14 protein-coding genes are annotated in these 13,172 nt (G+C 38.8%); 8 read left to right on the forward strand and 6 right to left on the reverse strand.

Annotated elements, in window-relative coordinates:
- Position 1 precedes the first annotated feature (1 nt).
- The 4 genes from I6E69_RS11125 to I6E69_RS11140 form a co-directional block, all read right to left on the reverse strand.
- The gene (locus I6E69_RS11125; protein WP_024596562.1) at positions 2 to 1,345 is read right to left on the reverse strand and encodes a Na(+)-translocating NADH-quinone reductase subunit A; all 1,344 of its coding nucleotides are present in this window, start codon (positions 1,343 to 1,345) and stop codon (positions 2 to 4) included.
- 629 nt (positions 1,346 to 1,974) lie between these two features.
- Positions 1,975 to 3,168 carry an enoyl-ACP reductase FabV gene (gene fabV / locus I6E69_RS11130; protein ID WP_197121268.1) on the reverse strand — a complete coding sequence of 398 codons (1,194 nt, stop codon included), beginning with the start codon at positions 3,166 to 3,168 and terminating at the stop codon, positions 1,975 to 1,977.
- Positions 3,169 to 3,281: 113 nt separating this feature from the next.
- Positions 3,282 to 3,593: a BolA family transcriptional regulator gene (locus I6E69_RS11135; RefSeq protein ID WP_024596564.1), complete on the reverse strand. Its 312-nt coding sequence runs from the start codon at positions 3,591 to 3,593 to the stop codon at positions 3,282 to 3,284.
- A gap of 61 nt (positions 3,594 to 3,654) precedes the next feature.
- Entirely contained in the window at positions 3,655 to 4,266 is a 612-nt protein-coding gene (locus tag I6E69_RS11140) for an alpha-ketoglutarate-dependent dioxygenase AlkB (protein WP_039486798.1), read from the reverse strand.
- 42 nt (positions 4,267 to 4,308) lie between these two features.
- Between I6E69_RS11140 and I6E69_RS11145 the strand changes: the two genes are divergently transcribed.
- Genes I6E69_RS11145 through I6E69_RS11160 form a run of 4 tightly spaced genes read left to right on the forward strand, consistent with a single transcriptional unit; the run spans position 4,309 to position 8,064 of the window.
- Positions 4,309 to 5,451 (forward strand): methyltransferase, encoded by a 1,143-nt coding sequence (locus tag I6E69_RS11145; RefSeq protein ID WP_197121269.1) that lies wholly within the window; start codon positions 4,309 to 4,311, stop codon positions 5,449 to 5,451.
- The gene (locus tag I6E69_RS11150) at positions 5,452 to 6,012 is read left to right on the forward strand and encodes a YajG family lipoprotein (RefSeq protein WP_149603069.1); all 561 of its coding nucleotides are present in this window, start codon (positions 5,452 to 5,454) and stop codon (positions 6,010 to 6,012) included. It begins immediately after the preceding gene.
- A 2-nt stretch (positions 6,013 to 6,014) separates the two neighbouring features.
- On the forward strand, positions 6,015 to 6,635 hold the full coding sequence (locus I6E69_RS11155) for a peptidylprolyl isomerase (protein ID WP_149603070.1): 621 nt from the start codon (positions 6,015 to 6,017) through the stop codon (positions 6,633 to 6,635).
- 49 nt (positions 6,636 to 6,684) lie between these two features.
- On the forward strand, positions 6,685 to 8,064 hold the full coding sequence (locus I6E69_RS11160; RefSeq protein WP_002958907.1) for an MFS transporter: 1,380 nt from the start codon (positions 6,685 to 6,687) through the stop codon (positions 8,062 to 8,064).
- A 70-nt stretch (positions 8,065 to 8,134) separates the two neighbouring features.
- On the opposite strand, the gene I6E69_RS11165 is transcribed toward I6E69_RS11160, so the two are convergent.
- Positions 8,135 to 8,374 carry a helix-turn-helix domain-containing protein gene (locus tag I6E69_RS11165; RefSeq protein WP_002958908.1) on the reverse strand — a complete coding sequence of 80 codons (240 nt, stop codon included), beginning with the start codon at positions 8,372 to 8,374 and terminating at the stop codon, positions 8,135 to 8,137.
- Between the two features lie 446 nt (positions 8,375 to 8,820).
- On the opposite strand from I6E69_RS11165, the gene I6E69_RS11170 reads away from it, so the two are divergent.
- Positions 8,821 to 9,009 (forward strand): hypothetical protein, encoded by a 189-nt coding sequence (locus I6E69_RS11170; RefSeq protein ID WP_197121270.1) that lies wholly within the window; start codon positions 8,821 to 8,823, stop codon positions 9,007 to 9,009.
- 49 nt (positions 9,010 to 9,058) lie between these two features.
- Here I6E69_RS11170 and erpA read toward each other — a convergent pair whose 3' ends face one another.
- On the reverse strand, positions 9,059 to 9,397 hold the full coding sequence (erpA, locus tag I6E69_RS11175; protein WP_002958911.1) for an iron-sulfur cluster insertion protein ErpA: 339 nt from the start codon (positions 9,395 to 9,397) through the stop codon (positions 9,059 to 9,061).
- A gap of 321 nt (positions 9,398 to 9,718) precedes the next feature.
- Between erpA and I6E69_RS11180 the strand changes: the two genes are divergently transcribed.
- The 3 genes from I6E69_RS11180 (at position 9,719) to I6E69_RS11190 (ending at position 13,140) form a co-directional block, all read left to right on the forward strand.
- Positions 9,719 to 11,401 (forward strand): chloride channel protein, encoded by a 1,683-nt coding sequence (locus tag I6E69_RS11180; RefSeq protein WP_002958912.1) that lies wholly within the window; start codon positions 9,719 to 9,721, stop codon positions 11,399 to 11,401.
- 15 nt (positions 11,402 to 11,416) lie between these two features.
- Positions 11,417 to 11,851, forward strand: a complete 435-nt coding sequence (locus I6E69_RS11185; protein WP_002958913.1) for a CopD family protein — start codon at positions 11,417 to 11,419, stop codon at positions 11,849 to 11,851.
- A 272-nt stretch (positions 11,852 to 12,123) separates the two neighbouring features.
- Positions 12,124 to 13,140 (forward strand): aspartate carbamoyltransferase, encoded by a 1,017-nt coding sequence (locus I6E69_RS11190; protein WP_002958914.1) that lies wholly within the window; start codon positions 12,124 to 12,126, stop codon positions 13,138 to 13,140.
- The last annotated feature ends 32 nt before the right edge of the window (positions 13,141 to 13,172 follow it).

Below are 13,172 nucleotides of genomic sequence, written 5' to 3' on the forward strand. Positions count from 1 at the left end.
TCTAGCCTTCCTTCTCGATCGTAGTTAAGCAATCGCGTAGGATAGAACCATACTCGTATTTGCCTGGACAAACGAAGGTACATAACGCTAAATCTTCTTCATCAAGTTCAAGCGCGCCCAATGAAATTGCACTGTCTAAATCACGTGCAATTAAGTCACGTAATAATAAAGTAGGCAAAATATCTAACGGCATTACGCGCTCGTAGCTACCAATTGGTACCATGGCACGTTTTGAACCACCTGTTGACGTTGTCATTTTAAATAAACGACTTGGTGCAAGGTGAGAAAGGAATGTACGCGTTACAGAGAATTTATCACTACCTGGTGCAATCCAGCCAAACAATTCTTTTTCGCGACCTTCAAGTAAAACAGATACTTGAACGTGGTAACGACCTAAGAATGCATGAACACCGTTTGAAATAGAACCCGATAGAACAGAACCAGAAATAACGCGGTTATCTCCGTCTTCTAACTCACCAGCCACTAAATCATCCAATGAAGCACCTAATTGTGTTTTCACTAAACGTGGGTTTTTAACGCGAGGACCTGCAAGCGAAATAACACGATTTGTGTAAATTTCACCAGTAAGGAATAAGTGACCATACGCAATAACGTCTTGGTAACCAATATGCCAAACTTGTTTGCTAACAGAAACTGCATCAAGATGATGGATATGAGTGCCAACGAGGCCAGCCGGATGCACACCACCAAACTCATGTACTTCTACTTGAGCTATAGATGAGCTAGGAACTTGGCTGCCTGCTTTTTTACACACAAATACTTTGCCATCAGTCAAACGCGAAACAACTGCAAGACCCGCTTCAAATGCTTGCGCATTTTCTGCAATAATTACTGCAGGATCTGCAGCTAATGGGTTTGTGTCGATTGCGGTCACAAAAATAGAACTAGGATTTGCATCCACAGCCGCTACTTTGCTGAATGGGCGAACACGAAGTGCTGTCCACTGACCAGACTGGATAAGTACTTCTTTGGCTTTTTCGCGCTCTAAGCTCGGAAGCTCGTCTGCTTTGAAAGAGTCAAAGGTGATTTGCTCACTGCCTGCTACTTCAATAACAACAGATTGCAGCACACGTTTAGCACCACGATTTATTTCTTTTACTGTACCAGAAGCTGGAGCAGTAAATAGGACGCCTGGGTTCTTTTTATCTTCAAAAAGTACCTGGCCTTTTTTGACTTGGTCATCCACACGAACATGCATGGTTGGACGCATACCGATAAACTCTTCGCCAAGCACAGCTACACGTTTGACAGCAGAACCGTCATGTATAACTTGCTGTGGCGCGCCCTCTAAGGGTAAATCCAGACCTTTTTTTATGTTGATCATACGCACTTGCATTACATTAAAGGAAAGAAACTGAAAAATCGTATCAACCACGTCGCCATTTGAGTTATTCCAAGTTATATCAAGGTACAAAAGAGCAGCTTGCTAGAGATATCAAACAAGCAACGTAGTAAAACTCATCACATATTGTCGAGATTTTAACATCATTTTAGATGACTATGCGAGTGTATTTATGAAAATTATACGACAGAAACACTTATTTAGTTTTGTTAAGTGAATTAAATAAAAATCAAGCTAGACCAAAGTGGTAGCCTAAGCAATTATCATTCCTGATTTCATCGTAAATTCAACAAATCGCATAATACAAAAAAAGCCGCGATAGCGGCTTTTTATAACTAGGGCCTGTTGACCTTTCAGGATTAAAATTTGTTCAATCTAGGGGCTATTTAATCGCGGCGTGAGGTTTGTAACCTAGTGGGCTAAGTAAAAACCGAGCAACAAAGAGTAAATAGCCCCTAGGCAGTACCCTTTGGGCAGCGCATGTTTGGCATTTATTCCACGTTATCACCCATTTATGGGGAATAACCACACTACATAGGCTCTACCTTGCCTAAATACCAAACAGACTGCTGCAAATTTAACCTCGAAAGATAAACAGGCCCTAAGTTCTGTTAGTCAATCATATTGGCAATTGGCTTAACTGAATCTACATCTTGATCGTAGTCAACACTATCTATACCAAAACCAAATAAGCGTAAAAACTCATTATGGTAACCAACATAATCTGTTAGTTCATCAATGCTGCTCGTATCTACTTTATCCCAAACAGCTTGCACGCGAGCTTGTACACCGTCTTCTAGCTCTTTGTAGTTTTGGAATAAATGTCCACCGTCGTCAAAGCGAGGAGATTCACCATACAAGTTTTCACTAAATAAAGCGTGAATTTGCTCAATAGTGCCTTCGTATGTGCCATCTGCTTTCATAACTTTAAATAAAGCAGAGATATATAACGGCATAATAGGAATAGCAGAACTTGCTTGCGTTACCACAGCATTAAGTGATGAAACATATGCCTCACCATTTAAATCTTTTGTTGATTCTTTAATAGCAGCGGTTGCACGGTCTAGATCTTCTTTAGCCTTACCAATAGTAGCGTGTCCGTATATTGGCCATGTTAGCTCTTTACCAATATAAGTGTACGCAGTCGTTTTAAAGTTATCGGCTAATACATCCGCTTCTTTTAATGCGTCAATCCACATTTCCCAATCTTCACCGCCCATTACTTTAATGGTGTTGTCGATATCGTCTTGGTTTGCAGCTTCAACAGTAATTTCATCAATTTCACGCTTTGATGTATTTAAGTTTTTAGTAGTAACGGCATTTCCAATTGGCTTAAGCGTAGATGAGTAAACTTCGCCCGTATTTGGGTCTGTACGACGAGGAGACGCTAAGCTGTAAATAATACAATCTACTTTGCCCAAATCGGCTTTAATAGTGTCGATTGCTTTTTGTTTAATTTCGTTAGAAAACGCATCGCCATTAATATTTTTAGACCAAAGGCCTGCTTCGTCTGCTGCATCTTGAAAAGCAGCGGTATTGTACCAACCAGCAGAGCCTGTTTTGCGTTCTGTACCTTCTTTTTCAAAGAAAATACCCAATGTTTTAGCACCACCACCAAACGCAGCTGTAATGCGCGAAGCCAAGCCGTAGCCTGTTGATGCGCCAATAACTAATACATTTTTTGGTGCATTTTTTAATGCGCCTTGTTGTTTTACATAGTTAATTTGTTCTTGAACATGCTCTGCACAACCAGCTGGATGTGCGTTTGTGCAGATAAATCCACGAATTTTAGGCTTAATGACCATTGATCATCCTATATCTTTTACAATAAAAATTAGCGCTAGTTTAAAGGCTAATACTAAAAACACTGATCTGATCAGTTAACCACAAGTGTAACAATCAAATCGCTATTAATTATTTAAGCTAATTTAGAGCCGCCCATACAATTAGGTGAATCAGGTGCCTCGCCGCCCTGCTCTGTATACTCATCGGGTGTATATGTATGAATTGCGAGTGCATGAATATGATTTGCTAATTCATCTTTTAGAATTTCATTAATTTCACGATGGCGCTGCAATAAACGTTTACCTGTAAAACCTTCGCTAACCACTATTACTTTAAAGTGTGATTCAGTGCCCGCACTGTGCATATGGCTTTCGTTAATTACGTTTAAATGTTTACACGCAATAGCGTTGCTTATTTTTTCTTGGATCTGTTGCTGCATTGACATAAAAGACCGTTTTAATTAGCTAATTTATACACTTACTATAACAATTTAACGCAGCGCTTGGCTAACTAAATTGCTTTTGTTTAATGTGCTTAATAAATCGGTAAGTTAAACTTATTCGGGGATGTGCAAGCGTTGTTTGCTTAGGTATTGCATGTTGATAATCTCGCTGGCTATGTCCATTCATTATTAAACAGCTGCCACTTTGTAATTTTAAGTCGGTTACTTTATTGCTCGCCTTGTGCTTTAACTTTAGAATCCGATCAGCTCCTAGCGAGACACACACAATTGTTGGTTTATCACCAAGCTCTATTTCATCATCACTGTGCCAGCCCATCGTATCATTACCATCTCGGTAATAATTAACGAGTAATGAGTTTAGAGGCTGATTTAAGTGCGCCTCTAAACGCCTTCTCATATTAAGTAACAATTCATCCCATGGCTCTACTATTTGCTTACTACTTGAATAGCCGTATTCAATATTTAAATCGCTCATGAAGCATTGTAGCCGTGGAATAGGCCCCGTTTTACCATAAACAGTTACATCGGGTTGCTGCCAACGTAGGTTTTTTTGCAAATAATAAAATAGATCGAGGCTTTTTTGTGCACTAAGTGCCCTACTTTGATAAGAAAAGCCATTTGGTAACTGTTGGGGGTTGGCGTTTTGCCGTTGCATGTTAGAATTTACCTACATTAGATTACTGATCAACGAACCATTATGACGACGCAAGCCCAGCTAGGCGATAAAACCTTTACTCTTGAACGCTTTCCTTTGGATCAAAAAAACCGCAGCTTACAAGCGTGGGATTCGGCAGATGAGTACCTTATCAATTATGTTAACGAACATCACCCTGATTGTCGCTCATTGCTTATTTTAAACGATAGCTTTGGTGCACTTGCTTGTTATTTTAATAAGTTAACGGTTTGTTCAGTTAACGATTCTTATATTAGCCACCAAGCTGCGGCTTATAACTTACAAGAAAACAAACTGCCTACAGCAGATTTTACACAATTAGATAGTTTGTCTGCATTACCGCAGGATGTTGATTTAGTACTTATTAAAATCCCTCGTAATGTAGGTTTTTTACAGTTTCAGTTAAGTGAACTCAGTGAAGTCCTTGCACCTGGTACGCCAGTAATTGCCGCAGGTAAAACAAAAGAAATTCATAACTCAACAATAAAATCATTTGAGCAATTTATTGGTGAAACAAAAACTAGCCTAGCAGTTAAAAAATCCCGTCTTATATTAAGTACAGCTAAAGGCGGATATAAAGCAGCAGATTTCCCTGTAACGTGGGAGCTTGAAGGTACTGAGTTTAATATAACAAACCATGCAAATGTGTTTTCGCGTGATTCGTTAGATATTGGTGCACGCTTCTTTTTTAACTACTTACCAGAAACACCAAAAGCTAAAAGCATTATTGATTTAGGCTGTGGTAACGGAGTTGTTGGATTAATGACGCTTGCTCGTTGCCCTAATGCATCAGTTACTTTTGTTGATGAGTCTTACATGGCCGTAGAGTCGGCTCGGTTAAATGTAGAAATTAACCTAGGCAATAAGTTTGATAACTGCGAGTTCATCGAAAACGACTGTTTAACAGGCTTTGAAAGAGACAGTGTAGATATGGTGCTTTGTAACCCTCCATTTCACCAAGCTCAGGCCGTTACCGACCATATTGCTTGGCAAATGTTTAAACAAGCAAAAGATACTTTAAAAGAAGGCGGTGAGCTGCGTATTATTGGTAATCGTCATTTAGATTATCATGATAAATTAAACCGTATGTTCGGCAACTGTAAGTTGTTAGGTTCAAACAAAAAGTTTGTCGTTTTAAGTGCAACAAAAAATAGTGGAATGCTATAAATGAAATTAACAAACATTATAATTGGGTGTTGTGTATTACTGATACTTGGTGGCTGCGCGAATCAGCCTAGCCAAGTAATACTTAACCCTGTTTATAAAAATGGTCAAATAAGCACTATAAATAGTAGCTTAAGTACTAGTGTAATTGATTTACGTGGCGATACATCAACACTTAAACTTATTGAGTCAGACAAAACTAAAACCTTTGCAAGCCAAGGTATTACCAGCTCTATTAAAAGTGTGTTAGACAGCGCCCTTAGCCGCAATGGAGCCAGTATTTCTAACTTAGCAACGGTTCGCTTTGAAGTAGATATTCATGCATTGCAAGCTGTTGTAACCGAAAAGCTAGTGAGCCATACCAGCGAAGCCCACATAGAACTTGGCGTGCGTGTTATTCGCGCCTCAAGTAACTTTAGTAAAGTGTATAGAGGCAGTGCTAATTTAGAAGGCCCATTTAGTCATGAGCGAGCAAAAATAGAAGGTCAGCTCAATAAGTTGACTGAGCAAGTTATTACCCGCATTGTATCTGACCCTGAATTAATAGAATTTTTAGAAGGTTAACTATGAAACGACTTTTTTTAATCTGCTTAGGCCTATTCTTTAGTGCAAGTAGCTTAGCAGCCCAAGAAGGCCGCTTTGTGCAAAAGGACAACATTTTTCCACGCGTAGAAATTGTAACCTCAATGGGTAGCATCGTGGTTGAGCTAGATCGTTCTAAAGCGCCCATCACAGTCAATAATTTTTTAACTTACGTGTCAGACAAAAGTTATCAAGGCAGCGTTTTTCACCGTATCGAGCGCGATGTAGAAAATGATCGCGACTTTGTTATTCAAGGTGGCGGTTACGATAAAGACTATGATGGCCTACATGAAAATGACCCTATTTTTAATGAAAGCGGTAACGGTTTAAAAAACGATATGTATAGCATTGCTATGGCCTATCAAGATAGACAACCGCACTCAGGAACTCGCCAATTCTTTTTTAATATGGATAATAACGATCACTTAAATCCAGGGAAAGATTGGGGCTTTGCAGTATTTGGTAGCGTAATGGATGGTTACGACACGCTTGATAAAATTATGACTGTTGAAACCGGTTTTAATGAAAAAATTGGCTACGATTTCGTACCTAAAAAACCTGTTGTCATCTTAAATATTAAAGTGCTTGAACAAGTCCCACTATAATTTTTTAAGAGCAGCTTAGCTGCTCTGCATCAAAGCCAATGAAGGCCCTATGAGCAAATCTCTCTCTATTAGCGAATATTTTTCTTACTTTAAAGACAAACGCTTAATCCACATTTTCATATTTGGTATGAGTAGCGGTTTTCCGTGGGTTTTAATTGGCTCTGTTATGTCTGCTTGGCTAAAAGATGAAGGGCTAAGTCGCAGTATGATAGGCCTATTTGGCATTGTATTTGGCGCTTACAGCATAAACTTTTTGTGGTCGCCACTCATTGACCGTACAAAACTTCCTATTTTATATAAATGGCTAGGCCAACGTCGCAGTTGGATACTATTTTGCCAAAGTTTTATTTTTATTGGCACCTTGCTATTAGCAGGGCTTGATTTAAAAGCTAATTTGGCAATTGTTGCTGCGATTTGTTTATTAATCGCCATTGCTTCGGCTACTCAAGACATTGCTATTGATGCCTTTAGAATAGACACCCTAAGCGAAAGCGAATCACACAAAGCAACCGCTGCAGCCGCAATGGCAACTTCGGGTTGGTGGACAGGTTATGCACTTTTAGGCGCCATTCCATTTTACATGGCCGATATACCCTCGCTCGACTGGCCACAAATTTATTACTTTTTAGCTGCCGTAATGCTGCTGTTAATGAGTGGAGCACTGTTTGCAAAAGAGCCCGAAACCAACCGCGAAGCAGTACATGCTGAACTTGAGCGTGTGTACCTTGAAAAACTGTCCTCTACAAAACAAACTCCTTTAACAAAAACTGTTGCGTGGCTTGCGGTAACCGTTATTGATCCCTTTAGAGCTTTTTTTACTAAAAATGGCGTTAAAACAGCACTAGCATTACTTGCGTTTATTTTCTTATTTAAAATAGGCGAAGCGTTTTTAGGGCGCATGTCGATTGTGTTTTATAAAGAAATTGGTTTTAGCAATAGCGATATAGCTACATTTTCGAAGGTAGGTACAGCGGTACTTACAATCATATTTACCTTTGTTGGCAGTTTATTTAATCAAAAATATGGCATTGTTAAGGGTTTATTTGTAAGTGGTATTGCAATGGCTGCTTCAAACTTAGCCTTTTCGTGGATTGCTTTAGTTGGCCCTGACCTAAGGCTGTATGCCTTTGCTATTGTTATTGATGGCTTTACGCAAGCGTGGTCGTTGGTCGCTATGGTGGCCTTTATATCGATGTTATGCGATAGAGCATTTAGTGCAACGCACTATGCATTACTGGCGTCATTAGGGAATTTAGGACGAACATTGCTTTCAAGCTACAGTGGTGTAGTAATTGATGATTGGTTAATGGGAAATTGGTCGCTGTTCTTTATTTTAACAGCCTTAATGGTTTTACCTTCGTTGATATTTTTATATCTGATTAGGCATAAGTTGTATGAGCTTGAGAAGAATTACCACAAAAATATTTAATGCATCCCTGCATTAACATATTGCTTAGCACTATCAAGTGCCCCTTAAAGTGTACTAAGCAATTATTGAGTTAATCTACTTTTAGCAAGCTAAGTGCTTCATGTGGATCAACTTCTAGAGCTGTACAATAGCGAACAAACTCAATGACATCTAAACGGCGTTCTTGATTTTCAATCTTGCCGATAAATGAATGAGGCGTTCCAAGCACTTGTGCTAGGCTTCGCATTGTATGACCCTTTTCATGGCGCTTAGTTTTAAGCCACTTTGTTAGCTTTGCATTTTCTTCAGAAGAAACTGTTTTGCCCATCATTTTACATCTCCTACTAGATGATTTGACGTACCCATTAAAGCAGTAGTTTCCATCAATAGCCGTAGGCAGGTAAGCAGTCATACTTTCAATAGCAAGCTATTGCTTAATAAAGCATGTGTTGCTACTCACTCCACCAACACAGCTAAAAACTACGCTAATAATATGGTAAAGATTTGTTTTTATTGAGAATGAAATTTTGCCCGTCTCATTCTTGGATACATTATATACTATTAACACTTTGGTTAAATAATTAATTACATACTCGGTACAAAATCAACCTGAACGAACATTTATAAACACTGAATATTTGACCTAAGTTATCAGAAAATATTAAAAAAATAATATTACCTTCATAAAACAGCTTAAAAATATTTATAACATATTTGTTCCTTTTTAATGTTACACGTTTATTATTAAGCAATAATTTGCACTAAAAAGGCCAAGTAATGTTCAGACTTCTTTTTTTATTACCTATCGTGTTGTGTTTAGTTTGGTACTTTTTTTTGCGCCACAACGGCGTACCTATTAAACAAGGTAAAAAAGGCTTTATGTATATTTTAGCGTTTTCAGCCTTTGTGCTCGGCTTTTTTGTATTGATAATGCAAATTACCGAATACGCACCAACTGATTTGTAGGCATTAAAAAAGCCGCAAAAGCGGCTTTATTCTATTTAGCGTTTAGCTGTTAAACGCTAAAGCTTGCACCACAACCACAAGTTGTTGTTGCATTTGGATTAGATACAAAAAAGCGTGCGCCTTCTAATCCTTCAGTGTAATCAACCTCACCATCAACCAAATATTGAATGCTCATTGGATCAATAACGAGTGTTACACCATTTTTTACAATTTCTAAATCGCCAGGATTCGCTTTTTCATCAAAAGTAAAACCATATTGAAAACCAGAACAACCACCGCCTGTTACATAAACACGCAGTTTTAAGTCTGGGTTTTCTTCTTCGTCGATTAACTGTTTAACACGAACAGCAGCTGCATCGCTGAACTTAATTGGTAATTCTTCAGACATTTTAAAACCCTCAATATCGCAATGGCGTGATTATCTAATACCCGAGTGTTTTAATCAAGTATAGTAAAACAACTCTTTCCTCTAAGTTATATCTATAAATTAGTAAAAAAGTGGCCAAACATTAACTAGCTAAAATAATACTTAAGCAAACTAAAAGCGACCTTTATACGCTATAAACTCATTAAATATTTTAGTTATAGGCAATAGGTCTTAATCTTCACTGCAAATTGTTAATATAAGTTACGAAAATTTCAAAATCACAAGGACTTAGCTAAACTCTTTTGCTAAAATGCTGCTGAAAAATACAGTGAGGAATTATGCATGTGGCTTGAGCAACTCAGGCGTCGGCTGGCAAAACCTAAAACATCTGTACAATTATGCTTATTAGGCGTAGTTGCCGGATTAATTGCTGCATTTTTTATTATTTTATTTCGCTTAACCATTCTGTTTTTCCAAAGCTTATTTTTAGAAACACCTGACGACTTTACTACCCTACCAACACTTGAACGTGTACTAATGCCTTTAGTTGCTGCATTACTAATAGCCACGTTTGCTGCCTTTACTGGGTTTAAACATTACCGCTTGGGTATCCCCTTTGTTATACACAGAATTAAACGTCACTACGGGCAAATGCCTTTATACAATACGGTTAATCAATTTGTTGGTGGCGCACTTGCTCTCATTAGCGGCTTTTCAGTTGGCCGAGAAGGGCCTTCCGTGCATATGGGCGCAACGGGGGCGAGTATTTTGGCAGATAAGCTGCATTTACCGCATAATGCCATGCGTACTCTAAGTGGTTGTGGAGTAGCGGCAGGTATAGCCGCGTCGTTTAATACTCCACTTGCAGCCGTTATTTTTGTAATGGAAGTGGTACTTCGTGAATATAAAGTACACATATTTGTACCTATCATGCTTGCCGCTGTTACTGGCGCACTGGCCACACAGTTTGTTTTTGGTGAAGGTTCAGAGCTTGCACTCATTACCATAGCGCCATTGAGTGGTTGGCATTACCCTTATTTAATATTATGCGGCATGGCGCTGGGTGCTATTGCATTTAGCTTTAATCAAAACTTAATGCTAATTATTAAAACATTTAAACCTTTAAGTATGTTCCCTCGTTTATTAATTGCAGGATGCATTGCCAGCTTAATAGCTTACGCAGTACCTCATGCTATGGGCTCTGGTATGAGCGCAATAACTATCGCGGTTGAATCTCCTGATGACGTAAAGCTACTCACAACTATTTTAATCGCTAAACTACTTGCTACATTGTTTGCTATCGGTTTGGGTATTCCGGGCGGTTTAATTGGTCCGGTAATTGGACTTGGCGTATTAATTGGTACATTAATGGCTTTTTTTGCTCAGTTTATTAGTCCTGGCACTGATATAGCGGGTACTTATGGCGTGTTAGGTATGGCTGGATTAATGGCCGCCACATTGCATGCGCCACTAGCTGCTTTAACAACAGTCATGGAGCTTACATCGTCACCTGAAATAATTGTTCCAGCTATGCTTGTGATCACCACGGCCTATGTAACAGCATTACAGTTTTTTGGAAATCGCTCCATATTTTTGCAGCAACTAGATTTTCAGGGATTACCCTACCATGTATCTCCCGCTACCGAAGCATTACAAAAAGTGGGGATAATGGATGATATGGATGAAGACTTTAAATTGCTTTATTCAGACGATAAAGTGCAAATAAAAAGCACATTAGATGCCATGGATAGCCAAACTCCGTTAATTGTTTTTGACGAAGAAAATGGCTATCGTCTCGCTGAATACGATTTAACTCTAATGTCTAATGAAACAATAAATATAAATTATATTAGCTTGCAGGGCATCAGTAGTCAGGCCACCCTAGCCGATGCTTTCGATATCCTAAAAGATAAAAGAAGTGGCGCGCTTTACGTTTATAACCTTTTAGATAATCAACAAATTATGGGGCTATTACGCTGGGATCAAATTCATCATATTTTAACCATTCGTAACAGCTTACTTTAAACAATAAGGACTATTATGAGCGCATTATTGATTTATAAAACACTCCACATATTTTTTATGATTGCGTGGTTTGCCGGTATTTTTTACTTGCCTCGATTATTTGTATATCACGCTATGAGCGAGGAAAGATCATGCAACTCTATGTTAAAAGTTATGGAGCGCAGACTACTTTATTTCGTTACCCCATTTGCTGTATTAACCGCTGTATTTGGTGTATTAACCATTGTTGAATATGGTCGTGATTGGTTTAGATACAGTATGTGGTTGCACTATAAACTAGTGCTGGTGATCATCTTATATATATACCACGGCTACTGTTTTAAGTTATTAAATGACTTTAAACATGACCGCAACACTAAGACAGACCGCTTTTACCGTATTTTTAACGAGCTCCCAGTTATTGCGTTGCTCATCATAGTGGCGCTTGCGGTAATAAAACCTAATTTATAATACTAATCGGCTTATATGGGGTCTATTTAACATTTAGAAAATTACGCTAGAGCTTGGCAAAATTTTTTATCTAGTTGTTCTAGGTTAAAAATTTTTAACAACGTTATAGTGAAATTTAATGCGCTAAATTGCTCAAATATCTATGCCGGTTGGTACAAGCTTTGCGGCGCATGTTAAACTTCGCTGCAATTTACAATACTTGCTTTAACACGCGCGATTGCGTGCTCCATTTATGGATTATCGCGCCCATTTGATTGATTAGGAATAACCCCATGTTAAGTTTCCAAGGTGAGCATATACTGTCTGTAAATCAGCTAGACAGAGACTGCATTGAACGTATTTTTGCAGTAGCAAAAAAAATGGAGCCTTATGCTAAAAAGCAAAAGCAAACTACGGTGCTAGAAGGCGCTATTTTAGCTAATTTGTTTTTTGAACCAAGCACTCGTACACGAGTTAGCTTTGGCACCGCCTTTAATTTACTTGGCGGTGGCGTACGTGAAACTACAGGTATGCAAAGTTCAGCCCTTGCTAAAGGTGAGTCTCTTTACGATACCGCCCGCGTTATTTCAGCTTATGCTGACGCTGTTGCTATGCGCCATCCTGACGCAGGCTCAGTAAGTGAATTTGCTGACGGCTGTACCGTACCCGTTATTAATGGCGGCGACGGCCCAAATGAGCACCCAACTCAAGCATTACTTGACTTATTAACCATTGAGCGCGAATTACATCGTTTTGGTCAAAATATTGATGGTATGCATATAGCGCTTGTGGGCGATTTAAAGTATGGCCGCACAGTGCATTCTTTATCTAAACTATTGTGCCATTATAAAAACGTAAAGTTTTCGATGGTCGCGCCTGACGGCTTACAAATGCCAACAAGCATTTTAGATGCAGTAGAAAATGCGGGCCATAAAATTGAGCTAGTAAATAAGATGGAAGGTAATTTAGCAGCCGATATTGTTTACCAAACACGTATTCAAGAAGAGCGTTTTCCTTCGCAAGAAGAAGCAAATAAATACCGTGGCGGCTTTAGGATTAGCCAATCTATCTACAGCGCTCACTGTAAGCCTAACTCTGTATTAATGCATCCTCTTCCACGTGACAGTCGCTTAGAAGCCAACGAGCTTGATAACGACTTAAACAGTAACGACAATTTAGCAATATTTCGCCAGGTACAAAACGGCGTATTAATTCGTATGGCACTGTTTGCTTTAACACTCGGCGTAGAAAACAAAGTCGATAAGTATGAAGTAGACGTACCTTGGTTTAGCCGCAAACGTGACAGCTAACCCCCTTTTAAGTGACAATTTATAGGATTTTT

Origin of the sequence: Pseudoalteromonas sp. NZS100 (genome assembly GCF_015864815.1) — a bacterium.
GTDB lineage: Bacteria > Pseudomonadota > Gammaproteobacteria > Enterobacterales > Alteromonadaceae > Pseudoalteromonas > Pseudoalteromonas distincta.